This window comes from Pseudomonas sp. H3_E04 (assembly GCF_054668915.1).
In genome coordinates, this window is sequence record NZ_CP162797.1 from 3,658,206 (window position 1) to 3,683,855 (window position 25,650).

Here is a 25,650-nt window from a genome sequence, read left to right on the forward strand (position 1 = left end):
TTAGAGAGATCCCCCATGAGTCAGCAAACGCCGTATATCTTCGACGCCACGACTGCCGATTTCGACCAGTCGGTGATCGAAGCCTCCTTCAACAAACCGGTGCTGGTGGATTTCTGGGCCGAATGGTGTGCGCCGTGCAAGGCGTTGATGCCGATGCTGCAGGGCATTGCCGAGAGCTATCAGGGCGAGTTGCTGCTGGCCAAGGTCAACTGCGACATCGAGCAGGACATCGTCGCCCGCTTCGGCATTCGCAGCCTGCCGACCGTGGTGCTGTTCAAGGACGGTCAGCCGGTCGATGGTTTTGCCGGCGCACAACCGGAATCCGCCGTGCGCGCGCTGCTGGAACCGCATGTGCAGATGCCGCCACCGGCCGCTGCCGACCCGTTCGAACAGGCCCAGGCGATGTTCGACGAAGGACACTTCGCCGAGGCGGAAGCGGTGCTGGTGACCCTGCTCAATGAAGACAATACCAACGCCAAGGCGCTGATCCTTTACGCACGCTGCCTGACCGAGCGCGGTGAGCTGGGCGAAGCGCAAACTGTGCTCGACGCGGTCAAGAGCGATGAGCACAAGGCCGCACTCGCCGGCGCCAAGGCGCAGATCCAGTTCCTCGGCCTCGCCCGGGATCTGCCGGACGCCGCCGACCTGAAAAGCCGCCTGGCGCAAAATCCGCAGGATGATGAAGCGGTGTACCAACTGGCGATCCAGCAACTGGCGCGCCAGCAATACGAAGCGGCACTGGACGCCTTGCTCAAACTGTTCATCCGCAACCGCAGCTACGGCGAAGGCTTGCCGCACAAGACCCTGCTGCAGGTGTTCGAACTGCTGGGTAATGATCATCCGTTGGTAACGGTGTATCGCCGCAAGATGTTTGCTGCGCTTTATTGAGAGCAAAAGATCGCAGCCTTCGGCAGCTCCTACAGGGGTGTACTCCATTCCAATGTAGGAGCTGCCGCAGGCTGCGATCTTTTGCGGTTCACTCGATCCAGCTATAGAGCGGCGTATCCCCGCCGCTCACCACTTTCACGTCCGCACTGTGGCGCAGGCGCACCAGCAAACGCTTGCCCGCCGCCGCACTGCCGGTGAGCGCCTCCAGCTGATCGAGCAGATCCGGCCCGCTAAGTTGCCCGGCGTTGCGCAACAAGTCTTTGGCCACCTGCCACAGCGCATCGTCCTGATTCACCGGCTTCGCCGCAGGAGCGGGCGCAACCGCCTCAGACTGCGCAATCGGCGCATGCCCGCTCAGCGCCGAACCCAGCCTCGCCCAATCGCTGTCATCTAGCTCCACCGTCAAATCCACCGGCAACTCGCCGACCGTTCCGCGTATCCGCAACATCAAGTTCGCTCCTGCATTTTTCTGACCTGCATGCTCCCACGGGACTTGTGCAACGCCAAGTAAAGGGCGCCAAACACATCTGGTAATTCCCGGTTAATCGGCTAAATTAATCTCTTTTTGCGGGAAGGATTCCCAATGTCTTCAGGACGAAAACTGGCCTCTAAAGGAGGCCCGACCTCTACAGGTGGCGTGATACTTGAAGGAAATGAGAACCTCAATATCGAAGGAAGAATAATCGCTTCCATTGGACAACTCGCCAGTTGTCCGGTCTGTGGGCCTGGCAAAGGCCCCATCGTAGCAGTGGGTGAAAGAACGCTGATTTTACCTGCCGGACCAGCTGCGCTAGAGGGTGACTACGTCGCCTGCGGTTGTCCGCCCATGACCAATAAGCTGCTCACTCAGCAACACAGTGGTTTCGCAGGAATTGGCCGGCCCGCTCCAATTGACATGGGGCCACCGATTGCTGCCCTGACCTCTTATCGCTACTTGCAGGTCATCATCGAACGCCTTGATGACACGGAAAAGCCAGGTTTGGCTTACAAACTCAAGGACAAGGCGAAGGTTGCCGTTTTACAAGACAGCACTTGCAACCTCACAGGCGAAGGCTGCGAACACCCGGTAAAAAACGCTTCGGATTACGACACCCTGTTGGTAGGGGAAGATTCCGAATGGACTTTCTATGCCTATGAAGAGCCCCTGACACAGGATTTGTCATGAAATCGGAAATCAAACTCATCTTTAAAGACTTTCTGATGCAGCCACCGCCAGGCGTAAAATTTCAGCTGCTTATCGACGGTCAGGTCGTAGATGACAACATCGTTCAAAACGATGACAGGCCTCGCATTTATTCATTGATATCCAAAAACGGCCAGATCGCTATAACGCTCGCGGGCAAGGAACTACCGTCGATCAAAACCCGAGACACCCACGAAGTGACGGTTCAGATTGTGGGGAACTCCGGTACAAAAAAAGGTATGCACACTGCTACGTTGAATCCAGGGAAGTCTCTTTCGATCGTAGCGATATCACCGTGGGTAAAAGTCCCGCTAACGACCAGCGGCGCTGTCTCGAACGACGCGTTCTACGAAGTCGAATATGGTGTGAAACGTACAAATGAAACCCGAACGGTGAAAGTCGTCATTCAGGACATGCCGCGCAGGATACTGATGGAGGCGCTGTCACACCGGGGATCAACACAGTGGGCAGGGAATAAAAGCAAAAAGTCGCTGCCACACCCTACTCTCAGGCAGAGCGTGGAATTTCCACCAAACACAAATAAATGCAATCTGTTCGTCTACGACGTGCTGACCGCAATTGGGGTCAACGTGGCGTTGATTGAACATGGCAAATCGAAATACCTGCCATATTTCTCCAAGGTTAGTCCTCCGCTCGCGGGTGAATGGGCGAATGGACAACGATTGCTCAACAGCTGGAAAGTCGAGCGCACGCCGTTGCCCGGGGACGTCGGCGCTTACGCAATGAATTATTCCGACGCCAGCGGCCATGTCGGCTTCGTTCTAACGAAGGGCGTATGCATTTCTGCAGGGTGGGAAAAAGTTGAAGTTAACGACGCAGGTTTTCGCCATGCGACCGGTAATGCAAATCCCAGCGACCATGACTTCACTATTTTCCGACGCTACAAACACAGCACGCCACAATGAAACGCCCTTATTCGCTCCTCCTCATAATTCCGTTTTTGCTCATCGTGGCATGGCGCATCTGGTTGCCTGCCGATCTTTCGGCTTGTCCCGCTGACGGGGAAACTGCAGGTCCACTGACCCTTGTTATTCGTGATTACTTTGAGCGCAATAGCCGGACCGACTGGCGAGACATGGATGATCGTTTCGACATACTTTCAACCCCCGAAGGCCAGAGCATAGCGAGTCAACCGAATTCACACACTTGCGAAGCATTGCGGGTACTGCAGAGTCCGGCGTTCAGTCAGAGTGAAAAAATCTTCACCATGGCACTTATGTTCAGACTGCCAATCGACCAGTACATGGCCCTGATGGATCGCAGTCATCAACTCTACACGCAGGGCAAAATGGATAAGGAGGTGCTGACTCTGGTGGTATTTCCGCGCGGAACAGCCATCAACTACTGGTGGCTTCCGGCTTGGCGACAGCGTTTCAGTCGCGATGCCCCGAGCGTGCTCGACGCAAATCTGATCAACGATGTTCTTTCGGGACACTATTGGTTCGACTATCCCGGCGCAGGCTTCTGATTCTGCAAGCATGACATCCAATCCCAGCACCGCCCGCGAACTCATCCCGGGCGGTGCTTAGCCATGTCTTGCGCAATCTCAAGCGCACGGGCACACTCTGCGCACTTTCGTTATAAGATTACATAACAAACTTTTCATTTTTCTCGGAGTCCGTCATGCGTCGTCTGTTGCTCGCTTTGCCGTTTGCCCTGTTGCCGCTGGCCGCTGCCCATGCGGTGGATGAGCACGATCACGATCGCGATCATGAGCACGGCAGCCTCGCCGCTCACGAACATGGCGTGGGTCGCCTGAACGCCGCGCTTGATGGTCAGACCCTTGAGCTGGAGCTGGAAAGCCCGGCGATGAATCTGGTCGGTTTTGAACACGCCGCCACGTCGGATGCCGACAAGGCCAAAGTCGCAGCCGCTCGTGCGCAGCTGGAAAAACCATTGGCTCTGTTCAGCCTGCCCGCAGCGGCCGGCTGCAAGGTGGTCAGCCAGGAACTGGAAAGCCCGCTGTTCGGCGACAAACCGGACGCCGACGATCACGACGAAGATGAAGCGGACAAGGACGGTCACGAGCATCACCACGACCACAGCGAAATCCATGCGCATTACCAGCTCAACTGCGCCACACCGGGGGCGCTGAACACGCTGAACCTGGCCAACATCTTCAAGACCTTCCCGGCGACGCAGAAGATTCAGGTACAACTGATCAGCGCGACTGGCCAGCAAGGTACCGAAGTGACGGCGAAATCGGCTGCGCTGAAATTCTGAAGCGAATGAAGATCCCCCGTAGGAGCTGCCGAAGGCTGCGATCTTTTGATTGTGCAGATCAAGATCAAAAGATCGCAGCCTTCGGCAGCTCCTACAGGGGTCCGTGTCCAACCATGAAATCGGTGCCATGACCCAAGCACTCATCGAACTTTCCGACCTTGGCTTCAACTGGCCCGGTCACCCGACGTTGCTGGACATCCCGGCGTTTCGTCTGGAACCCGGCGAAACCCTGTTTCTCAAAGGTCCCAGCGGCAGCGGCAAGACCACCCTGCTCGGCCTGCTCGGCGGAGTGCAGAAACCTGCTCGCGGCAGCATTCGCCTGCTCGGTCAGGAGCTGACCGAACTGTCTGCCGGCAAGCGCGATACGTTTCGCGTCGATCACACCGGCTACATATTCCAGCAATTCAACCTGCTGCCGTTTCTCTCGGTGCGCGAGAACGTTGAGTTGCCGTGTCACTTCTCGAAACTGCGTGCGCAACGGGCGAAACAGCGCCACGGCAGCGTCGATCAAGCCGCCGCCACCCTGCTCGCGCACTTGGGTTTGAAGGATGAAAGCCTGCTCGGTCGCCGCGCCGACTCCTTGTCCATCGGCCAGCAACAACGGGTCGCTGCCGCCCGTGCGTTGATCGGCCAACCGGAACTGGTGATCGCCGACGAACCGACCTCGGCGCTGGATTACGACGCACGCGAGAACTTTATTCGCCTGCTGTTTGCCGAGTGCCGCGAGGCCGGATCGAGTCTGTTGTTCGTCAGCCACGATCAGAGCCTGGCACCGCTGTTCGACCGTCATCTGTCCCTGGCCGAACTCAATCGCGCCGCTACGTCCGCCGAGGTCTGAGATGTATCTGTTTCGTCTGGCCATGGCCAGCCTGGCCAACCGCCGTTTCACTGCATTGCTCACTGCTTTCGCCATTGCTCTTTCGGTGTGCCTGCTGCTCGCCGTCGAGCGCGTGCGCACCGAAGCCAAGGCCAGTTTCGCCAGCACCATCAGCGGCACTGACCTGATCGTCGGCGCTCGTTCGGGGTCGGTGAACCTGCTGCTGTATTCGGTGTTCCGCATCGGCAACGCTACCAACAACATTCGCTGGGACAGCTTTGAACACTTCGCCAACAACCCGAAAGTGAAGTGGGCGATCCCGATGTCCCTCGGCGATTCCCATCGCGGTTACCGCGTGATGGGCACCACCGAAACCTATTTCGAGCACTATCAATATGGGCGCCAGCAACACCTGGCGCTGGCCGACGGTCGCGCGTTCGCGACCGATCCTTTCGAAGTGGTACTCGGCGCCGAAGTCGCCGAAGCGCTGCACTACAAGCTCGGCGACAAACTGGTGCTGGCCCACGGTGTGGCGGCGATCAGCCTGGTCAAGCACGACGACAAACCGTTCACCGTGGTCGGCATCCTCCAGCGCACCGGCACCCCGGTGGACCGCACGCTGCACATCAGCCTCGGCGGCATGGAGGCGATCCACATCGACTGGCACAACGGCGTGCCGGCGCGCGGCAACGGGCGGATCAGCGCTGATCAGGCGCGCAACATGGACCTGACCCCGCAAGCGATCACCGCGTTCATGCTCGGCCTCAACAGCAAGATTTCCACCTTTGCGCTGCAACGCGAGATCAATGAATACCGGGGCGAACCAATGCTTGCGATCCTCCCGGGCGTGGCCTTGCAGGAATTGTGGAGCCTGATGAGCACCGCCGAAAAAGCGCTGTTCGTGGTCTCGCTGTTCGTCGTGCTGACCGGGTTGATCGGCATGCTCACAGCGATTCTCACCAGCCTCAACGAACGTCGCCGCGAGATGGCGATTCTGCGTTCGGTGGGCGCGCGGCCGTGGCACATCGCAAGTCTGCTGGTGCTGGAAGCTTTTGCCCTGGCGCTGACCGGGGTGATTGCCGGGCTGGCGTTGCTGTACGTCGGCATCGCCGCTGCGCAAGGGTACGTGCAGGCCAATTACGGTTTGTACCTGCCACTGGCATGGCCGAGCGAGTATGAATGGACGCTGCTCGGTGGCATTCTGGCGGCCGCGCTGCTGATGGGCAGCGTGCCGGCCTGGCGCGCGTATCGCCAATCATTGGCCGATGGCCTGTCGATCCGTTTATGAGGATGCTCACCATGCCCCGCGCCCTGCTTGCGCTGCTGATGCTGATCGCCCTGCCCGTGTGGGCGGCGGCGCCAAAAGACCTGACCTGGTCGGAAATGATCCCGCCAGACGCCGCGCCGGAAGTGCCAAACATGACGCCGCTGCACGATCTGTCGAAGATGGGCGACGCACTTTCCGCCGAGTCCGCACCAGCGGCCAAGCAGGACATGCCGAATGCGCCGGTAGTGAAGAGCCTCGATGGGCAGAACATTCGCCTGCCGGGTTACATCGTGCCGCTGGAAGTCAGCGAAGAGGGGCGCACCACGGACTTTTTGCTGGTGCCGTATTTCGGCGCCTGCATCCACGTACCGCCACCGCCGTCGAACCAGATCGTCCATGTCAAAAGTGAACTGGGCGTGAAGCTCGATGAGCTGTATCAGCCGTATTGGGTTGAAGGACCGTTGCAGGTGAAAGCATCCAGCAGTGAGCTGGCCGATGCCGGGTATCAGATGGAGGCGGAGAAGATTTATGCGTATGAACTGCCGGAGTGAGTCCCGGTAGTTTTGTATTGGCTGATCTATCGTCTTCGCGAGCAGGCTCGCTCCCACAGGTGATCACATTCCAAGGTGGGAGCGAGCCTGCTCGCGGATAGGCCGGCACAGACCTCTCATCACTGTTTCATTGAGCTGAGTCAAAACACCGTATCAGACGGCTTCGTACCCTAGGACATCGAATTTTTATGTCCTTTCGGAGCCCCCATGAACAAGTCCTTGCTCAGCGCCTCGCTGTTTGCCCTCGCGCTCGCAGCCCCGCTCGCCCACGCCCACGAAGCCGGTGACATTCTCGTGCGCGCTGGCGCGATCACCGTCAACCCGAAGGCCGACAGCTCCAGCGTCAAGGTCGATCAGGGTCCGCTGAGCGGCACCAATCTGGGCGGCAAGGCGACCATGAGCAGCGACACCCAACTGGGTCTGAACTTCGCCTACATGCTCACCAACAACATCGGTATCGAACTGCTGGCAGCCACGCCGTTCGAGCATGACGTCAAGCTCAAGGGCACCGCCCTGCCCGCCGCCAATGGCAAGCTCGGCACCCTGAAACACCTGCCGCCGACCCTCAGCGTCGTCTACTACCCGCTGGATTCGAAATCGGCTTTCCAGCCCTATGTCGGCGGCGGCATCAACTACACCTGGATCTACGACGAACACGTTGGCAGCGAAGCCAGCGCCAACGGCTTCAGCAACTTCAAGGCGAAAAACTCCTGGGGCCTGGCCTGGCAGGTCGGCGCCGACTACATGATCACCGACAACATCATGCTCAACGCCCAGGTGCGCTACATCGATATCGACACCCGCGCGACCGTCGAGAACAACGCCGTCGCCCCCGGCACTCGTGCGCGGGTGAATGTGGACGTCGACCCGTTCATCTACATGGTTGGTTTGGGCTATAAGTTCTAAGCTGATTTTTTCCGAACGTTCACGTGGTGGTGAATGAGGCGTGGTGGCGGGCAGGCACAGACCTGACGACGACCGTACGCAGTTGATCCGGGGGATAACATTCCCTCGCCACAGGGATAGCGATATCCCGGCCGTGAAAAAGGCGCCTGATGAAGGGCGCCTTTTTCATGTCCGCTGTCCGACCGTTCGGAAGAAGGTCTCGGAGGAAAGCTTGTTTCATCCGCGCCCGAGCAAGCGCGCCAAGCCCACACTCATCGGCGTCTGCGGCGGCATTTCAAAGCGCTGCAGCAAGCGTCGGTTATCCGCTCGCGAATGGCGGATATCACCCGAACGCGCCGGCCCGTAACTCACGGGCGGTAGTTCACCGACCACTGACTTCAATGCTTCGAGCATCTGCTTCAGGCTCATCGCCTGATTCCAGCCAACGTTGACCGCACCTTCCTGCACTTCGGGCTTTTCGAGCGCCTGCACCAGCAAATCGACCAGATCACCGACATAGAGGAAATCGCGAGTCTGCTCGCCATCGCCAAACACGGTGATTGGTAAACCTTTCGACGCGCGTTCGCTGAAGATGCTGATCACCCCGGAATACGGCGAGGACGGATCCTGGCGGGGGCCGAAGATGTTGAAGAAGCGAAAAATCGCCGGTTCCAGGCCATGCTGGCGACGGTAGAAATCGAAGTACTGCTCACCGGCGAGTTTGTCCGAGGCATAGGGTGTCAGCGGGGCTTTCGGCGTGTCTTCGTCGATCGACTCGCCCTCGCCATTGTTGCCGTACACCGCCGCGCTGGAGGCGTACACCACACGCTTGACCCCGGTCAGTCGCATGGCTTCGCAGACGTTCAGGGTGCCGATAAAATTGCTCTGGTGGGTTTTCACCGGATCATCCACCGAGGCTTGCACCGAGGCCACGGCCGCCAGATGCGCGACAGCGTTGCAACCTTGCATGGCGCGGGCGACCAAAGCGGCATCGGCGACATCGCCGACCACCAGTTCAACCTTGGGATTGTCCAGCGGCAGGTTGCTGCGCTTGCCGGTCGACAGGTCGTCGAGCACGCGTACCGCATAGCCCTTGGCGAGCAAGGCATCGGTCAGGTGCGAGCCGATGAATCCGGCGCCGCCAGTGATTAGAACCGTTCCTTCAGCCATGTCGATAGAACCTGTCCAGTAAGCCTGGGAGTGCGGCACGCCAGGCGCGCGGCTTGATCCCGAAAGTGTGGAGAATTTTCTTGCAGGCCAGCACCGCATGTTGCGGTTCTTCGGCAGCGTCCGGGCGCGCGGCGTGGGCCTGCGCGGTCGGTGCTTCGATCGCCAGCGGATGCAGGCTGCGTGCTTCGGTGAGAATCGCCTGGCCCAGCGCCAGCGGTGTGGTCGCTTCGTGGCCGGCGTAATGGTAAGTGCCCCACAGCGGCGCGGCGCAGTCGAGTTGCTTGAGCACGGAGATGATCACTCGCGCGGCGTCATCGACCGGAGTCGGATTGCCGCGACGATCATCGGCCAGCAACAACTCTTCGGGTTTTTCCGCACGGGCGAGGAAGCGCCCGAGGGTGCCGTCCGGGCTGTCGTCGAGCAGCCAGCCAAAGCGCAGCAATACATGTTGCGGGCAGGTCGCGCGCACACTTTGCTCGATACGCCACAAGGCCTGACCGCGCAGGCCCAGCGGCACCGGTTCGTCTTTTTCGCTGTAGGCCGTGGCCCGCGAGCCGTCGAACACGCGATAGCTCGACGGCTGTACAAGGACAATGTTGTGGTGCTGGCACAGTTCGGCCAGACGCTCGATGGCGCGTTCCTGGCCGCTCATGCGACTTTCGCTGACGCTCTCGGCCTGGAACCAGTCGAAATAGTAGGCGAGGTTGATCAACGCATCGGGACGGGTGTCGTCGAGCAATTGGGTGAGGCTCGCGGCATCCCAGCCGTTTTCGGGCGGGCGGGGGGCGAGAAAACCGATGTCTTCTTCCGCACCGAGGCGAATCAGCGCCTGCCCAAGGGCATTTCCGCCGCCCAGTAACATAAGGCGCATTCGCATAGAGTCAGCAGGCCCAGTCTGATTGGAACGATGGCTTTGGCGACGGATCTCGTGGAACCGTCGTCGATAATTGCCGGAATCGTTGCATTTTGCGGGTTTAGTGCGCAACCGTCATCCGTAAAGTGTAGATACGCGAATTTGCGGCGTCCTGACCGGCCCCTTTGCGAGCAGGCTCGCTCCCACAGGGGACCGGGTTCCAAGGTGGGAGCGAGCCTGCTCGCGAAGGCGTCCGAACGGTACTTGCATCTTCCCGCCCCCGCCCGCATAACTTCAGTCATGAATCTGCCCCTCCCCGCCAACAGCGCGCTGGCCGGTTTTCACCCCGCCGTCAGCGCCTGGTTCAACAAGACTTTTCCGGCGGTCACCGCCGCTCAGGCCCGTGCGTGGCCGTTGATCCGCCAGCGCCGTTCGACGCTGATCGCCGCGCCCACCGGCTCGGGGAAAACCCTGACCGCGTTCCTCGCCGTGCTCGATGAGCTGGTGCACCGAGGTCTGGAGCATCCTGACGGTTTGCCCGCCGAAACCCTGGTGGTCTATGTCTCGCCGTTGAAGGCACTGTCCAACGACATTCAGATCAACCTGCAGAATCCGCTGGCCGGCATCACTGGGCAACTGCGCGAAATGGGCCTGCCGCAGCTGACCATCACCACCGCCGTGCGCACCGGCGACACTCCGCAGAAAGACCGCGCCGCCATGCGCAAGATCGCGCCGCACATTCTGGTCACCACGCCGGAATCGCTGTACGTGCTGCTTGGCTCGGAATCCGGGCGCAGGATGCTCGGCACCACGCGCACGGTGATCATCGACGAAATCCACGCGATGGCCGCCGGCAAGCGTGGCAGTCATCTGTCCTTGAGCCTTGAACGGCTGCAAGCGTTGTGCGCCGAACCGCTGACCCGCATCGGCCTGTCCGCCACGCAGAAACCGGTAGAAGCCGTGGCGCAATTCCTGGTCGGTCACGATCGCCCCTGCGAAATCGTCGACATTGGCCACGCCCGCCCACGAGACCTGGGTATCGAGGTGCCGCCGGTGCCGTTGTCGGCAGTGATGGCCAACGATGTCTGGGAACTGGTGTACGAGCGCCTCGCCGAATTCGCCCGCGAGCATCGCACCACGCTGATTTTCGTCAACACCCGACGCCTTGCTGAACGCCTTAGCCGGCATCTGAGCGAACGCCTCGGCAAGCAGGCGGTGGCGGCGCACCACGGCAGTCTCGCCAAAGAGTTTCGCCTCGACGCCGAACAACGGCTCAAGCGCGGCGAGCTGCAGGTACTGATCGCCACCGCGTCGCTGGAGCTGGGCATCGATATCGGTGAAGTCGACCTGGTCTGCCAGATCAGTTCGCCGCGTTCGATCGCCGCGTTTCTGCAAAGAGTCGGTCGCTCCGGACACCAGGTCGGCGGCACGCCCAAGGGTCGTTTGTTCGCCACCACCCGCGACGACCTGATCGAGTGCGCCGCCCTGCTCGACTGCGTGCGCCGGGGCGAGCTCGATACGCTGCACATTCCGGAAAAGCCGCTGGACGTGCTGGCGCAGCAGATCATTGCCGAGGTCAGTTGCCAGGAATGGTCGGAGGACGCGTTGCTGGCGATGTTCCGCCGAGCGTGGCCCTATCGTGACCTCGATGAAAAACACTATCAGGCCCTGCTGAGCATGCTCGCCGAAGGCTACAACGGTCGCCAAGGCATCCGCAGCGCCTACCTGCACCGCGATGCCGTCAGTCGCACCTTGCGTGGCCGGCGTGGCGCGCAACTGACCGCCGTGACCAGTGGCGGCACCATCCCGGACAACGCCGACTACAGCGTATTGCTAGAACCCCAGGGCTTGAACATCGGCAGCGTCAACGAAGACTTCGCCGTGGAAAGTATCGCCGGCGACGTGTTCCAGCTCGGCAATACCTCGTACCGCATCCTGCGGGTGGAAAGCGGCAAAGTGCGCGTCGAGGATGCGCAGGGCATGCCGCCGACCATTCCGTTCTGGCTCGGCGAAGCGCCGGGGCGCAGTGATGAACTGTCGGCGGCCGTCGCGCGCCTGCAAGCGCAACTCGATGAGCTGCTCAGCGCCAGCCCCGGGAATCTGCAACCGGCGCTCGACTGGCTGACCGCCACACTCGGCCTCAACCTCGCCAGCGCCGAGCAACTGGTCGAATATCTCGCACGCGCGCGGCAGACCCTCGGCGCCCTGCCCTCGCAGGACACGCTGTTGATGGAGCGGTTTTTCGACGAGTCCGGCGGCACCCAACTGATCATCCACACACCGTTCGGCAGTCGCATCAACCGCGCCTGGGGGTTGGCCTTGCGCAAGCGTTTCTGCCGCACCTTCAACTTCGAGTTGCAGGCCGCCGCCAGCGAAGACGCGATCGTGCTGTCGCTGTCCACCAGTCACAGCTTCGAGCTCGACGAGGTCTGGCGTTATCTGCACAGCAACAGCGCTGAACACACGCTCATTCAAGCGGTGCTTGATGCGCCACTGTTCGGCGTGCGCTGGCGCTGGAATGCCGGGGTGGCGCTGGCGTTGCCGCGCTTCACCGGCGGGCGCAAAGTCGCTCCGCAACTGCAACGGATGAAAAGCGAAGACCTCATCGCCAGTGTGTTTCCCGACCAGATCGCCTGCCTGGAAAACCTCGCCGGCGAGCGTGAAGTCCCCGAACATCCGCTGGTGGAACAGACCCTCGACGATTGCCTGCACGAAGCGATGGACAGCGAAGGCTGGCTGACCCTGCTGCGGCGCATGGAGCGTGGCGAGGTGCGCCTGATCGCCCGGGATTTGCCGGCGCCGTCGCCGCTGGCGGCAGAAATTCTCAGCGCCCGGCCGTACACGTTTCTCGACGACGCGCCGCTGGAGGAACGCCGCACGCAAGCGGTGATCAACCGGCGCTGGAGCGATCCGCAGTCGACCGATGACCTCGGCGCGCTGGACGCCGACGCGATCACGGCGGTGCGCGAAGAAGCCTGGCCGTCGCCCAATTCGATGGATGAAATGCACGAGGCGCTGATGAGCCTCGCCTGCATCAGCGACACCGAAGCGCGCGCCAACGCGGGCTGGCCGGACTGGCTGCAAACACTGATGACCAGCGGGCGCGCCTGCCGGTTGCAGATCGACGCCGAGCATCAGTTATGGCTGGCTCGAGAACGCCTGAGTTGTCTTCAGGCACTTTATCCACAGGCCACGTTGCTGACTGAAGCGGTGGCGCTGCCCGGTTTCGACGACGCATGGGCATTCGATGAGGCACTGGTCGAAGTGATCCGCGCCCGCCTCGGCGCCTTTGGGCCGATCCCGTTGCCCGCCATCGCCGAACCGCTCGCCCTGCCAGTCGCACAAGTCAATCAGGCCCTCGCGCAACTGGAACGCGAAGGCTATGTGTTGCGCGGCCAGTTCACTCCGAACAGCGCGATTGAAGAATGGTGCGAACGCCATCTGCTGGCGCGCATCCATCGCTACACGGTCAAGCGCCTGCGCCGGGAAATCGAACCGGTGGCATTGCAGGACTTCATGCGCTTTCTGTTCGACTGGCAGCATCTGACGCCAGCCACCCAAGGCCAGGGCAGCGCGGTGTTGCCGGCGATTGTCGGCCAGTTCGAAGGCTACCCGGCGGCAGCTTCAGCGTGGGACAGCGACATCCTGCCGGCCCGCCTCAAGGACTATTCGCCGAGCTGGCTGGACGAGTTATGCCGCAACGGCAAACTGGTGTGGACGCGCATCAGTGCGCGGCAGAAGGTCAGCGGCTCGGCATTGCGCAGTACACCGATTGTGCTGCTGCCGCGTAGCCAGGTGGGTTTGTGGAGTGCATTGGCAGAACAGACGCCGGTGAGTGAGTTATCGCCCAAAACACAGAAAGTCTTCGAGGCGCTGAGTCAGCATGGCGCGCTGTTTTTCGATGAGTTGATTCATGAAGCGCGCCTGCTGCGCAGCGAACTGGAAATCGCCTTGCAGGAACTGGTCGCCGCAGGTTTGGTGAACGCCGACAGCTTCGCCGGCCTGCGCGCGCTGATTACCCCGGCAAGCAAACGCCAGCAGCGCAGCAGTCGACGCGGGCGCGGCGCGTTTATCGGCGGCATGGACGATGCCGGGCGCTGGGCATTGCTGCGCCGTGGATCAACCGTGGATGCGGCCGAGACGCTCGAACATGTGGCCATGACCCTGCTGCGCCGCTACGGTGTGGTGTTCTGGCGTCTGCTGGAACGCGAAGCGGACCGGTTGCCGAGCTGGCGGGAATTGCTGCGCACCTTTCATCGTCTGGAGGCGCGGGGCGAGATTCGTGGCGGGCGGTTTGTCAGTGGTCTGGCAGGCGAGCAGTTTGCCCTGCCCGAAGCCATTCCCTTGCTGCGCGAAGTACGCCGACGCCCGCAGGACGGCAGCCTGGTGGCGGTGTGCGGGGTCGATCCGTTGAATCTGGCCGGGACTTTGTTGCCTGGGGTGAAAGTGCCGGCGCTGGTGAGCAATCGGCTGGTGTATCGCGATGGGGTGCCGGTGGCCGCGATGGTTGCGGGCAAGCCGCAGGTTTGGGTAGAGGCGGATCAGGTGGCGATGGAGCAGATAGGCCGGAAGTTGATCCGCAATTGATGTCGGTCGATCTGGCATCTTCGCGAGCAGGCTCGCTCCCACAGTTCTATCCCGTTACCCCTGTGGGAGCGAGCCTGCTCGCGAAAGCGCCGGCACTGTCTCTACACAAACAGGCGTCAGGTCCGCGACTCCTGCGGCACCTCACCCGTAACCACCGCCCCCTCCTCCTGTCGCTTCGGCAACAGAACCTGCTGTGGATAAGTCTGCGCAAAATGCACATTCGCTGTGTTATCCACAAGCTTCTTCAAGCGCTGGTTGAACGCGCGGCTCACCGCATACTGCCCGCCGGACACCGTGCGAAATTGCGCCGTCAGCACCACGCCGTTGAGATCCATTTTGTCCACGCCAAACACATCCAGCGGCCCTTGCAGGTTGTATTTGAGAAACGGGTCTTCGCGGATCGAATCGCCGGCCTCGCGGATCAGCTCGATGGCCTTGTCGACGTCGGTGTCGTAAGTGAACTGCACCGAGAAAAACGCGAAGGCGAACTGGCGTGATTGGTTGGTCACAGCCTTGATCTGACCGAACGGCACCGAGTGCACAAAACCCTTGCCGTCGCGCAGGCGCAAGGTGCGGATGGTCAAACCCTCTACCGTGCCGGCGTGGCCGGAGTCGAGCACCACCCAGTCGCCGATCGACAAAGTGTCTTCGATGATGATGAACAGACCGGTGATGACGTCCTGCACCAATTGCTGCGAACCGAAACCGATCGCCAGACCAACCACGCCCGCACCGGCCAGTAGCGGCGCGACGTTGATGCCGAGGTTGGCCATGGTGGTAATCGCGCAGATCACCACGAGGATGATTTTGATCGCGTTGCGCAGCAGCGGCAGGATGGTTTTCACCCGCGTGCTCGGCTGGCGCGCCGCGCGTTTGCTCAGCGGCGGTTTCAGCGCTTCCTGAATCGCCGTGTCGAGCACCACCCACAGCAGCCACGTCACCAGGAAGATCAGACCGATGCTGCTCAAGGCATTGCTGATCGCTCGACCGACGGTGCTGCTCTGGGCGAAATCGAGCAACGACACGCCCCAGATCCGCCCGAGAATATCGATGAACACAATCGCCATGACGATACGCAACAATGCATGCAACAGGCTGAGGAAACGTTCCTTGTAGGCACTGCTGCGCTGGATTGCCTCGACTTTGCGCGACTTGAACAGGTGCTGCAACACCGTGCTGAGAAACACCGTCGCAATCAGCAGCACGGTAGTGAACAAGGCACAGCGCAAGGCTTTCTGATTGTCCTCGCCGATGCCAATCAGACTGACCGCCGAAACCAGCACCATCAGCACGATCGGCCAGTACCACAGTCCGGAAAATATCCGCAGCGACTCCTGCAGCGACGGTTGTTTCAAACGCTGACTGAGCGGGCGATTGCGGATCAGGTGCGCCACCGGCCGGCGCAGGCGAATCACGAGCAAACCGAAAATCACCGAGGCAATCAGCCCGGTGAATACGGCGATACTGCTGGTGATATTGCCGCCCAGTTGCCGGGCGATCTGCGGGCTGGTCAGGGCATCACTGAGGGCGGCGAGAAAGCCGATCAGGAACAGCGGGCGCGGGCAGTACTCACGGATGATTCGCGCAGCGGTGCGCTTGTGGCCGACGTTGAACATCACCACCACGCACAACAACATCGAGGTGGAAAAAATGCCGCTGCTGGTGGCGTAGGCCAGGCACAGCGCCAGCGCACGGCCCACCGAAGCTTGCAGAAAATGACTGACATACAGCGTCAGCGGCAGGCAGATCAGCGCCGGCACGGTGTACGGCAACACGTAGCCGAGCAGATCCTGACTGCGCTGGCGGGTGCGCAACCAGCGCCCCTCACGCAGACGCTTGGCCAGCAAACTGCCGAGCACGGTCAGCAGGGCGAAACTGCCCAGCCATACGCCCGACAACGTGAGGAAATCCCCGGCCACGCTCCAGCCCGAGCGGTTCGACGGCTGCTTGACCAGCCTGTCGACCTCATCCGCCGCGCGATCGGCACGCAGCCGCCAAGCGTCGACCAAGTGTTCATTGAGATCGAGTTTTTCCTGCACATCGTCAATGCTCGTACTGATCGCCCCGAGCAGACCGCCCTGCACCAGCGGTTCCGGTTCGGCAGGTTTTTCCGTCGTCTCAGCGGCAGCCGGAACGCCCGGTAGCGCGGCGGCTTGCGATGTGTTGACGCCGAAGCACAGCAGCGCTCCCAGCAAAATGGCGATCCTGAAATGGCGCAAAACTCCGATCTCCCGTGGCTGACCCTGGTAAGGAACTGATCGGTAATTGCGCGGCAAGTTCAGCTATCAGGCCCACACACATCCCTTGGAGGCGAGCCTGCTCGCGAAAGCGCTGGCTCAGTCGAGGGATCGTCTACTGACAGTCCACATTCGCGAGCAGGCTCGCTCCCACAATGAATCGGCGGCAATTGCCAATCGCGACCGCCCGTAACACCGCCGAAACTTTCCCGTCCCCGCCGCAGTCATCACAGAACATCGGCAACACGAGGACTTTCTACGGGAGGATGGGATGGCGACGATTCACATCGGTATTTCAGGCTGGCGCTACGCCCCGTGGCGCGGGGATTTCTACCCGAAGGGCCTGGCGCAGAAGCGCGAACTGCAGTTCGCCTCCCGCGCGGTCAACAGCATCGAAATCAATGGATCGTTCTACGCCCTGCAACGACCTGAACGTTACGCCCAGTGGTACGCCGAAACTCCCGATGACTTCGTGTTCAGCGTCAAGGCGCCGCGCTTCATCACCCATGTGCGCCGTTTGCGCGAAATCGAAAAACCGCTGGCGAACTTCTTTGCCTCGGGCGTTCTGGAGCTGAAGGAAAAACTCGGGCCGATCCTTTGGCAGTTTCCGCCAAACTTCAAATTCGACGCTGAGCGTTTCGATCAGTTTCTCGCGCAACTGCCCCACGATACCCAAGCCGCAGCCGCCCTCGCCCGTCAGCACGACTCGCATCTGCCCGGCCACGCCAGCGTCAAAGCCTGGCGCAAAAAGCCGCTGCGCCATGCCGTGGAAATCCGCCATGAAAGTTTCATCGACCCGGAGTTCGTGCGCCTGCTCAAGCGCCATAACGTGGCACTGGTGGTCGCCGACACCGGCGGCAAATGGCCGTACCGCGAAGACCTCACCAGCGACTTCGTCTATCTGCGCCTGCACGGCGCCGAAGAGCTCTACGCCAGCGGCTATTCCGAGCAAGCGCTCAAGCGCTGGGCCGAGCGCATCGACGCCTGGCATCACGGTAAACAGCCAGAGGACGCCCACCTGATAGCGCCACGCCTGAAACCCCGCGCACGCAAATCCCGCGAAGTGTTTTGCTACTTCGACAACGACATCAAGGTCCGCGCGCCCTACGACGCACGCAACCTCTTGCAGCGCTTCGACCTCGACAAAGACCTGGCCACGACTCCCGGGCAAGTTGCCGCAGAAGGAGTTCTGTCATGAGTATTCCCGAACCGGTCGGTTTCACCGACGAAGGCTCAGTAGTCTCACCCTCGGTGCGCACCTTCACCGTACTGACCGTAAACACCCACAAGGGCTTCACCGCGCTGAACCGGCGTTTCATTCTCCCGGAGCTGCGCGAAGCGGTGCGCAGCGTCGCCGCCGACGTGGTGTTTCTGCAGGAAGTGCACGGCACGCACGAGCAGCATCCGAAACGCTACGACAACTGGCCGACGATGCCGCAATACGAATTTCTCGCCGACAGCCTCTGGCCGCAGTTCGCCTACGGCCGCAACGCGGTGTACCCGGCGGGCGATCACGGCAATGCGCTGCTGTCGAAATTCCAGATCATCCGCCACGACAACCTCGACGTGTCGATCAGCGGCCATGAAAACCGTGGCCTGCTGCATTGCGTGCTGCGCCTGCCTGGCGACGGCACCGAAGTGCACGCGATCTGCGTGCATCTGGGCCTGCGCGAGAGCCATCGCAATGCGCAACTGGATCTGCTGCTGCAACGCCTCGCCGAACTGCCCGCCGATGCCCCGGTGATCGTCGCTGGCGATTTCAACGACTGGCGCCAGCGTGCCGATGCGCAGCTCAAGCCCTGTGGCCTGCGCGAAGTGTTCGCCGAGCACTACGGCAAACCCGCGCGCAGTTTTCCCGCGCGGCTGCCAGCGCTACGACTCGACCGCATCTACGTACGCAACCTCAAGGCCAGCCGGCCGAAAGTATTGACCAACCGGCCCTGGTCCCACCTTTCCGACCACGCACCGTTATCGGTGGAGATTGAACTATGAACAGTGCGCCACTGGAAAAATCCGCCGTCGACCCGGTCCCGCTGAACCCGCCGGTACGCGAGCCCGGGCATGTTGACGTCGAGTATCAATGGCACAGCAACAACCGCGTGCAATTGCTGGAAAACGGCGAGGAGTATTTCCCCCGTGTATTCGAAGCGATGCGCGCAGCCAAGAGTGAGATTCTGCTGGAGACTTTCATCGTCTTCGAAGACAAGGTCGGCGCCGAGTTGCAGCAGATCCTCATCGAAGCCGCCCAGCGTGGCGTGCGCACTACGGTCAGCCTCGACGGCTTCGGCTGTGGCGAGCTGAGCACCGGCTATCTGTCGGCACTCAGCGATGCCGGCGTGCACCTGCAGATCTTCGATCCGGCGCCCAAGCACCTGGGCATTCGCACCAACTGGTTCCGCCGTCTGCACCGCAAGATCGTGGTGGTCGACGGCTTGATCGCGTTCATTGGCGGGATCAATTTTTCCGGCGATCATCTGGCCGATTTCGGCCCTGAAGCCAAGCAGGATTATTCGGTGGAGATCCAGGGCCCGGTGGTCGCCGATATCCATCACTTCGCCCTGCTGCAAAGCGGTCGTCCCGGACGCGCGCGGTTCTGGTGGCAGCGCCGGCGCCAGCGTCTGGAGGAAATGGCCTTCACCGATCACGACGGCCAGGTACGCCTGGTGTTCCGTGACAACGATCAACACAACACCGATATCGAAGACGTCTATCTGCAGGTGCTGCGCAAGGCCAAGCGCCGGGTGATCATCGCCAACGCCTACTTCTTCCCCGGCTACCGTTTGCTGCGCGAAATCCGCAACGCCGCCCGCCGTGGCGTCGAGGTACGGCTGATCCTGCAAGGCCAGCCGGACATGCTCGTAGCCAAACTGGCAGCGCGCATGACCTACGATTATCTGCTGCGCGCCGGTGTACAGATTCACGAATATTGCCAGCGCCCGCTGCACGGCAAGGTCGCGCTGGTCGACGACGACTGGAGCACCGTAGGCTCGAGCAATCTAGACCCGCTGAGCCTGTCGCTGAACCTGGAAGCCAACGTGCTGATCCGTGATCGCGCATTCAATCAGCACCTGTACGAACGCCTCGAAGATCTCAGCCAGAACCACTGCAAAGCCATGGACGCCAAACTCTTGCCGCGTGGGCGCATCTGGCACATGACCGTAGGCTTTCTGGTGTTTCACTTCCTGCGGCACTTCCCGGCCATGGCCGGTTGGCTGCCGGCGCATAAACCGCGTCTGAAGCCTTTCCGAGGTGCGCGTCCATGAGTCATTCCGAAGCCCATTCGAGCAGCAATTCGGCGCAGGCGGCGCCGTCAAAATGGAGTCGCTGGAAACGTCCGCTGACTATCCTGTTTTTCCTCGCGCTGATCGTCCTGCTGACGATGTTCGCCACCCGCATCGAATGGGCCGAGGTGCTGGAGACCCTTGCCGATTTCAAGGTGCGCACGCTGATCATCGCCGCCAGCCTGACCCTGCTGAGCTTTCTGGTGTACGCCAGTTTCGACCTGATCGGCCGCACTTACATTCGGCAGGACCTGACCTGGAAGCAGATCCTGCCGGTGGGCATCATCAGCTACGCCTTCAACCTCAACCTCAGCGCCTGGGTCGGCGGCATCGCCATGCGTTATCGCCTGTATTCGCGGCTGGGCGTAAGCAAAGGCAACATCGCCAAGATTCTCGGCCTGAGTCTGGCGACCAACTGGTTCGGCTACATGACCATCGCCGGCGTGGTATTCAGCAGCGGTCTGGTGACGATGCCGCCGGGGTGGAAGCTCAGCAGTTCGGCCTTGCAACTGGTCGGCGTGTTATTGCTGTTGGTCAGTGCCGGCTATCTGGCGGCGTGTCAGTTTTCCAAGCGCCGCGAGTGGTCGATTCGCGGCGTGGAAATCAACCTGCCGTCGCTGCGCATGGCGGTGCTGCAATTGCTTTTGGGCGCGTTGAACTGGTCGCTGATGGCGGCGGTGATCTTCACTCTGCTGCCAAGCAAACTGGATTATCCGCTGGTACTCGGCGTGCTGTTGATCAGTGCGATTGCCGGGGTGATCACGCATATTCCGGCGGGACTGGGGGTGCTTGAAGCTGTGTTTGTGGCGTTGCTGCAGCACGAGGCGTCGCGCGGCAGTCTGGTCGCGGGATTGCTGGCGTATCGGGCGATTTATTTTCTGCTGCCCTTGTTGATTACGGTGGTGATGTATCTGGTGGTGGAAGCCAAGGCCAAGGCGTTACGGATCGAGAAGAAGCCCACACATTAGAATCAAGATCAAAAGATCGCAGCCTTCGGCAGCTCCTACAGTTGAAATGCGTTCACCTGTGGGAGCGAGCCTGCTCGCGAAGGGGCCGGAACCAGCGACACATCATCAGGACTGGATAATGCTCAACCGCTCCCCCACCACCATCTCGGTAATCCAGTCCACCAGAATCGACGTATACGCCTGCTGCGACACTGGATCACTCAACGCGTGATCCGCGCCATCGATGATCCGGTGCGTCAGCGAGTGGGTCTGCTGACAGGCGGCGCGGTAACTCATGATCGTCGCGTGCGGCACGAAGTCGTCGGTTTCCGATTCCACCAGCAGCACGTCGCCGGTGAATTGCGAACAGGCATGCAGGGCGCGATTGCTGTCGGCGCGCACCAGAGTGCCGCGATAATCGCGCAGATCGGCCTTGTCCAGATCGCGCTTGGGCGTGTGCCATTGCTCGTCGCGGTACAGCGCCGGCACGCGCAGCGCCAACCAGCGCACCGGGCGCAATGACGTCAGGATCGAGGCCAGATAGCCGCCATAACTGGTGCCGACCACGGCGATCGCCGAAGTGTCGAGCGCCGGGTGCGCCAACAGGCGATCGTAGGCCGCCAGCAAGTCACGCAGATTGTCTTCACGGGTCACCCGGGTCAGCGGAATCCCGGTGCCGCCGGTATGCCCGCGCAAGTCGAAGGTCAGGCACACGCAACCCAGGCCGGCGATGCCTTTGGCCCGTTCCAGATCACGTTCCTGACTGCCGCCCCAACCGTGAACAAACAACACCCCCGGGACTTTCGATTTGGGACTGAGAAAAGTCCCGCTCATCTGTTCGTCATCAATGTCGATTTGAATGCTTTCGCTTCTAGCCGTCATAGGATTGGACCGTCACATATTTGAGAAGAAACGCGCTGTTTTCCGCCGGGCCTCGATAGACCTCGATGGCGTCCGCCGGCAGCGCCTGATCGGTGTAGGTTTCCACCGATGACACGCGAATCGCGCGCATCTGTGGATCGTTGACGAAGCTTTGCAGCGCCGCCACTTCGGCGCTGCTGGCACCGCCCATGCGCCAGGATTGTTCGAGCACGCCGCTGCGCGGGTTGCCGCTGGCGTCCAGACCTTGGGCGATATCGTAATTGCGCCGCGAGGCGAAGAAGCGCGGGTAGGCTTCGTTGGCGGCGCTATCGAACACCTGTGCCTGCTCAATGGCCAGACGCACATCGTCAGGCAGATCCAGCGCGAGCAATTGGTCATAACCGCCCTGCACCACCAGCAGATTCGAACCGCCGTAGACCTCTTCGCCCTGGCCGTCCTCGGTCAAGTATTGATCACCGCAGTAGCTCAGCACTTTGCCGCCGATGAACGACTGGCCGACGCTATGGGTGACGACGTTGCTCAAGTCCTGCTCCAGCACTACGCCGTCCTTGAACAGATTTTGCGCCTCGGGCCGCGCGAGGATCTCATCGAACGCGTCGAGGCTTTTGATCACTTCCTGACCGCGACCGGCGCAAGCGTGAACCGGCTTCAAGCGAATCGGCCCGGCGTACAGCAGATGTTCGGCGGCGGGCCGTGCATCTTCCAGGGCAAATACGCTGAGACCGTCGAGCACAACGTTGCGCACCCGCTCCGAAAACAGCGGCGACCAGCCTTGCGGCGCGTGCGCCAGATGGCTGCGCAAGCCGTGGCTGATGGCTTTGGTGCAGATGAAATCGTATTCGACGTAACCGCCCCACAAGTCATCGGGGCCGTTGATGCCAAGTGCTTGCGCGTGGGCTGCGCCGACGATGGTTTGTGTCGGCAGCAGATAGAGGTCGCGGCCCGAATGTTCGGCCGGGTCGTAACTGCCGCCGAACTTGCAACCGAGAATCTGCGCCAACCAACGCGCCAGAGCCTTGTTGGTCTCGACTTCATGTTGCGGTGCCTCGGTACGCACCGAATGTGCAACGACGATTTTCTTGCTGGGTGTCGGGGTCATGCGTTCCCCTTTTCATCAGTCGATGGGTTCACTCAGAGAAATTGCAGAGATCAGGCCAATCATCGATCTCCCCAAACCGCCCGGTAATCGGGTGGTTGCCGCTGAAGTGCTGGCATCACGCCTGTTTCAAACTGCACGACAGCGCGCAAAATTCCGGCAAATTGCACGATCCCTGGTCGAACTGAAATTCCAGTGTGGGAGCGAGCCTGCTCGCGAAGGCGTAGTGTCAGCCGACTACAATTTTGCAGATCCAGCGCTTTCGCGAGCAGGCTCGCTCCCACATCAGGTCATCGTCGTTCTGGGAGCGGGATTCACTCCAAACCGCCCACGATAATCACTCGGCCCAAGCCCGGTAATCTTCTTGAAAATCGCGCGAAACGCCCCCGGATCCTGATAGCCCACCGTCCAGGCAATGTGGTCGATCGTGCCATTGGAGTACTCGAGCATTTCTCGCGCTTTGCCAACCCGCAGATGCTGGCAGTACTCGGTCGGCTTCAAGCCTGTGGCGGTGCGGAATCGGCGCAGGAAGGTGCGCTCCTCAAGTCCCGCGCGCTCGGCCATCGCGTTCAGCGAAACATCCGTCGCCCCGGTGCTTTGCAGCCAGTGCTGGACCTTGAGAATCGCCGCGTCGCCATGGCTGAGGATCGGCGCGAAATTGCTTCCGCATTCACTGGCGCTGTCGCTGTGTTCCATCACCAGAAAACGTGCGGTCGCGGTGGCGATGCTCGGGCCGAGCAAGCGATCGACCAGACGCAATCCCAGTTCCGACCAGGCCATCAGCCCGGCCGTGGTGATCAGGTCACCGTCGTCGACAATCGGCGTGTCGGCCTTCAGTTTGATCTTCGGGTAACGCTCGGCAAAAGCCTGGGCCGAAGTCCAGTGGGTGGTCGCGCTGCGACCGTCGAGCAAGCCGCTTTCAGCGAGCATCAACGAGCCCACACAGACACCGCCAAGCGTTGCGCCGTGCGCATGCTGATCGCGCAGCCATTGCGTCAGGCTCGGAGTCATCTGCGCCGCATCGAACCCGCCGAGGGACGGCGGAATCAGCACGGCGAGCAAAGCGCCATCGGTACCGGGATGACTGTCGGAAACCCGCGTCGGCAGCTGCTCGCCCTCGACCTGCCAGTGACTGACTCGCAGCAAGGGCAGTTGCACAGCCTGATACTCGGCGGCAATGCGGTTGGCCACGGCGAACAGATCGGTCAGACCGTGCACCGCCGCCAGTTGCGCGCCGGGATAAATCAGCACGCCCAGTTCAGCGGTGGCGGCTCTTTGTGCAGCCATTGTCAGTTTTCCCCCGTCTATTGTCGGTGCGGCCAATCCTCGAATCCTCGGCCAGCGCCAATACTGAGGCCACACCCAATCACTGCCTCGAGGACAATCCCATGGCCAAGCAAGCGCTCATCGTAGTCGATATCCAGAACGACTACTTCCCCCAAGGCAAGTGGCCGCTGGTCGGCGCCGACGCCGCTGCCGACAACGCCGCGCGGCTGATCGCAGCCTTTCGCGAAGCGGGCGATCCGGTGGTGCACATTCGGCATGAATTCACTTCCGACGATGCGCCGTTTTTCACTCCCGGCTCAGAGGGCGCGAAACTGCATCCGAAAGTGCTCAACCGCGCGGACGAGCCGGTGGTGCTCAAGCACTTCGTCAACTCCTTCCGTGAAACCGAACTGAAATCGGTGCTCGACGAACAGGCCATCACCGACCTGGTCGTGGTCGGCAGCATGAGCCATATGTGCGTCGATGGCATCACCCGTGCGGCGGCGGACCTGGGGTATGCGGTCACGGTGGTTCACGATGCCTGCGCCAGCCGTGACCTGGAATTCAATGGCCTGACGGTGCCCGCCGCCCATGTGCACGCAGCATTCATGGCGGCGCTGGGTTTCGCCTATGCCAACGTGGTATCGACTGAGCAGTTGCTGCACAGCAACGCCTAGCAACAACTGCACAATCCACTGGCCCGCCACGTTGCGGGCCTTTTTGCGTCTGTCATGAAAATCTCACGCGTGAGTCATTGATGGCACTTTGCATTGGTTGTAGTGTGGCCCACGCGTGAGACGCTCATAACCGGATTACAGCCATGACAAGCCGCACTCAGACGACTGCCGCAGCCAGCCCCAAGGGCGAGCGTGGCAAGGCGTCGGCAAAAAAACCGTCGAGCTTCTACATGAAGCAGATGCGCGCAGGCCTGGCCGCCGCCGGTTATGTGAAACACGAAACTTGGGTGCTTCCGGAAAACCGAAGCTTGCTCAAGCAAATGGAGCAACAGCTACGCCAACCGATTCTGGCTGGCTCTTTCATGTCGGAGAAACACATGAGCGCAGGCAACAACTGGACCATCGACAGCCTCTTCAATGCCCTCAAGGCGCTGGACGAGGTGGCTTCCCAAGAGATTTCGCTGTCCCTGATCCAGAGCTCCGAGCCGAGCATCAAGCTGCAAATGAACGAATTCGGCGGTCTGCCGATTCACATCGCCTTGGCCGGCCAACAGATCATCGTCGACACCGTGCTGGTCGACATCGATTCGATCAGCGATGTCCAGGCGTTCAACGATGCCGTACTGCGCAGCCGCGAGATGTTCCCGCTGTCGTCGATCGGTATCGAGTCGATGCCCAACGGGCAGACCGTCTACAACATGTTCGGCGCCCTCAGCGCCGATTCGAGCCTGACCAATGTCGTCACCGAGGTGAAAACCCTGGTCGACAACGTGCAGCGCGCCAGCGAAGCCTTCGAACACTTCTTCAAGTAATCAACAG

23 protein-coding genes are annotated in these 25,650 nt (G+C 61.0%); 16 read left to right on the forward strand and 7 right to left on the reverse strand.

The window, feature by feature from the left end; all coding sequences use genetic code 11:
• Nucleotides 1-15: 15 nt before the first annotated feature.
• On the forward strand, nt 16-888 hold the full coding sequence (gene trxA, locus AB4N53_RS16500) for a thioredoxin (RefSeq protein ID WP_460121756.1): 873 nt from the start codon (nt 16-18) through the stop codon (nt 886-888).
• Between the two features lie 88 nt (nt 889-976).
• Here trxA and AB4N53_RS16505 read toward each other — a convergent pair whose 3' ends face one another.
• Complete coding sequence (locus tag AB4N53_RS16505; RefSeq protein ID WP_460121758.1) at nt 977-1,336, reverse strand: hypothetical protein; 360 nt, start codon at nt 1,334-1,336, stop codon at nt 977-979.
• Between the two features lie 135 nt (nt 1,337-1,471).
• On the opposite strand from AB4N53_RS16505, the gene AB4N53_RS16510 reads away from it, so the two are divergent.
• The 8 genes from AB4N53_RS16510 to AB4N53_RS16545 all read left to right on the forward strand — a co-directional run bounded on the left by AB4N53_RS16510 (nt 1,472) and on the right by AB4N53_RS16545 (nt 7,856).
• On the forward strand, nt 1,472-2,053 hold the full coding sequence (locus tag AB4N53_RS16510; protein WP_225930982.1) for a PAAR domain-containing protein: 582 nt from the start codon (nt 1,472-1,474) through the stop codon (nt 2,051-2,053).
• Nucleotides 2,050-2,997 carry a CHAP domain-containing protein gene (locus tag AB4N53_RS16515; RefSeq protein WP_056790741.1) on the forward strand — a complete coding sequence of 316 codons (948 nt, stop codon included), beginning with the start codon at nt 2,050-2,052 and terminating at the stop codon, nt 2,995-2,997. Before AB4N53_RS16510 ends, AB4N53_RS16515 begins: the two co-directional genes overlap by 4 nt.
• Nucleotides 2,994-3,560 (forward strand): hypothetical protein, encoded by a 567-nt coding sequence (locus AB4N53_RS16520; protein ID WP_024014498.1) that lies wholly within the window; start codon nt 2,994-2,996, stop codon nt 3,558-3,560. The genes AB4N53_RS16515 and AB4N53_RS16520 overlap by 4 nt, the downstream gene beginning before the upstream one ends.
• Before the next feature lie 155 nt (nt 3,561-3,715).
• A complete protein-coding gene (locus tag AB4N53_RS16525; protein WP_460121760.1) occupies nt 3,716-4,315 on the forward strand; it encodes a DUF2796 domain-containing protein in 600 nt (199 codons plus the stop codon).
• 127 nt (nt 4,316-4,442) lie between these two features.
• Nucleotides 4,443-5,153, forward strand: a complete 711-nt coding sequence (locus AB4N53_RS16530; RefSeq protein ID WP_460121762.1) for an ABC transporter ATP-binding protein — start codon at nt 4,443-4,445, stop codon at nt 5,151-5,153.
• Between the two features lies 1 nt (nt 5,154).
• Nucleotides 5,155-6,420, forward strand: a complete 1,266-nt coding sequence (locus AB4N53_RS16535) for an ABC transporter permease (protein WP_460121764.1) — start codon at nt 5,155-5,157, stop codon at nt 6,418-6,420.
• 11 nt (nt 6,421-6,431) lie between these two features.
• Nucleotides 6,432-6,950, forward strand: coding sequence for a DUF3299 domain-containing protein (locus AB4N53_RS16540; protein WP_460121766.1), 519 nt, complete (start codon nt 6,432-6,434; stop codon nt 6,948-6,950).
• Between the two features lie 207 nt (nt 6,951-7,157).
• Nucleotides 7,158-7,856, forward strand: coding sequence for an OmpW/AlkL family protein (locus AB4N53_RS16545; RefSeq protein ID WP_016772968.1), 699 nt, complete (start codon nt 7,158-7,160; stop codon nt 7,854-7,856).
• 216 nt (nt 7,857-8,072) lie between these two features.
• On the opposite strand, the gene AB4N53_RS16550 is transcribed toward AB4N53_RS16545, so the two are convergent.
• Nucleotides 8,073-9,005 (reverse strand): NAD-dependent epimerase/dehydratase family protein, encoded by a 933-nt coding sequence (locus AB4N53_RS16550; protein ID WP_460121768.1) that lies wholly within the window; start codon nt 9,003-9,005, stop codon nt 8,073-8,075.
• Nucleotides 8,998-9,882: a sugar nucleotide-binding protein gene (locus AB4N53_RS16555; protein WP_137215697.1), complete on the reverse strand. Its 885-nt coding sequence runs from the start codon at nt 9,880-9,882 to the stop codon at nt 8,998-9,000. Before AB4N53_RS16555 ends, AB4N53_RS16550 begins: the two co-directional genes overlap by 8 nt.
• A gap of 276 nt (nt 9,883-10,158) precedes the next feature.
• On the opposite strand from AB4N53_RS16555, the gene AB4N53_RS16560 reads away from it, so the two are divergent.
• Nucleotides 10,159-14,445, forward strand: coding sequence for a DEAD/DEAH box helicase (locus AB4N53_RS16560; RefSeq protein ID WP_460121771.1), 4,287 nt, complete (start codon nt 10,159-10,161; stop codon nt 14,443-14,445).
• 116 nt (nt 14,446-14,561) lie between these two features.
• Here the strand turns inward: AB4N53_RS16560 and AB4N53_RS16565 are convergent, their stop codons facing one another.
• Entirely contained in the window at nt 14,562-16,664 is a 2,103-nt protein-coding gene (locus AB4N53_RS16565; protein WP_460121773.1) for a mechanosensitive ion channel domain-containing protein, read from the reverse strand.
• A gap of 289 nt (nt 16,665-16,953) precedes the next feature.
• Here AB4N53_RS16565 and AB4N53_RS16570 point away from each other — a divergent pair, with 289 nt between their 5' ends.
• Genes AB4N53_RS16570 through AB4N53_RS16585 form a run of 4 tightly spaced genes read left to right on the forward strand, consistent with a single transcriptional unit; the run spans nt 16,954 to nt 20,931 of the window.
• Entirely contained in the window at nt 16,954-17,880 is a 927-nt protein-coding gene (locus AB4N53_RS16570; RefSeq protein ID WP_460121775.1) for a DUF72 domain-containing protein, read from the forward strand.
• Complete coding sequence (locus AB4N53_RS16575) at nt 17,877-18,674, forward strand: endonuclease/exonuclease/phosphatase family protein (RefSeq protein WP_460121777.1); 798 nt, start codon at nt 17,877-17,879, stop codon at nt 18,672-18,674. Before AB4N53_RS16570 ends, AB4N53_RS16575 begins: the two co-directional genes overlap by 4 nt.
• Nucleotides 18,671-19,945, forward strand: a complete 1,275-nt coding sequence (clsB, locus tag AB4N53_RS16580; protein ID WP_423520144.1) for a cardiolipin synthase ClsB — start codon at nt 18,671-18,673, stop codon at nt 19,943-19,945. The genes AB4N53_RS16575 and clsB overlap by 4 nt, the downstream gene beginning before the upstream one ends.
• Nucleotides 19,942-20,931, forward strand: a complete 990-nt coding sequence (locus AB4N53_RS16585) for a lysylphosphatidylglycerol synthase domain-containing protein (RefSeq protein ID WP_460121779.1) — start codon at nt 19,942-19,944, stop codon at nt 20,929-20,931. Before clsB ends, AB4N53_RS16585 begins: the two co-directional genes overlap by 4 nt.
• 105 nt (nt 20,932-21,036) lie before the next feature.
• Here AB4N53_RS16585 and AB4N53_RS16590 read toward each other — a convergent pair whose 3' ends face one another.
• The 3 genes from AB4N53_RS16590 to AB4N53_RS16600 form a co-directional block, all read right to left on the reverse strand.
• Nucleotides 21,037-21,792, reverse strand: coding sequence for an alpha/beta hydrolase family protein (locus AB4N53_RS16590; protein WP_071173737.1), 756 nt, complete (start codon nt 21,790-21,792; stop codon nt 21,037-21,039).
• Complete coding sequence (locus AB4N53_RS16595) at nt 21,782-22,891, reverse strand: DUF3182 family protein (protein ID WP_460121781.1); 1,110 nt, start codon at nt 22,889-22,891, stop codon at nt 21,782-21,784. The genes AB4N53_RS16590 and AB4N53_RS16595 overlap by 11 nt, the downstream gene beginning before the upstream one ends.
• Nucleotides 22,892-23,173: 282 nt before the next feature.
• The gene (locus AB4N53_RS16600) at nt 23,174-24,175 is read right to left on the reverse strand and encodes a GlxA family transcriptional regulator (RefSeq protein ID WP_460121783.1); all 1,002 of its coding nucleotides are present in this window, start codon (nt 24,173-24,175) and stop codon (nt 23,174-23,176) included.
• 101 nt (nt 24,176-24,276) lie between these two features.
• On the opposite strand from AB4N53_RS16600, the gene AB4N53_RS16605 reads away from it, so the two are divergent.
• Both AB4N53_RS16605 and AB4N53_RS16610 read left to right on the forward strand, forming a co-directional pair.
• Nucleotides 24,277-24,831 carry a cysteine hydrolase family protein gene (locus tag AB4N53_RS16605; RefSeq protein ID WP_460121785.1) on the forward strand — a complete coding sequence of 185 codons (555 nt, stop codon included), beginning with the start codon at nt 24,277-24,279 and terminating at the stop codon, nt 24,829-24,831.
• Between the two features lie 143 nt (nt 24,832-24,974).
• Nucleotides 24,975-25,643 (forward strand): YjfI family protein, encoded by a 669-nt coding sequence (locus AB4N53_RS16610; RefSeq protein WP_460121787.1) that lies wholly within the window; start codon nt 24,975-24,977, stop codon nt 25,641-25,643.
• Nucleotides 25,644-25,650 lie beyond the last annotated feature (7 nt).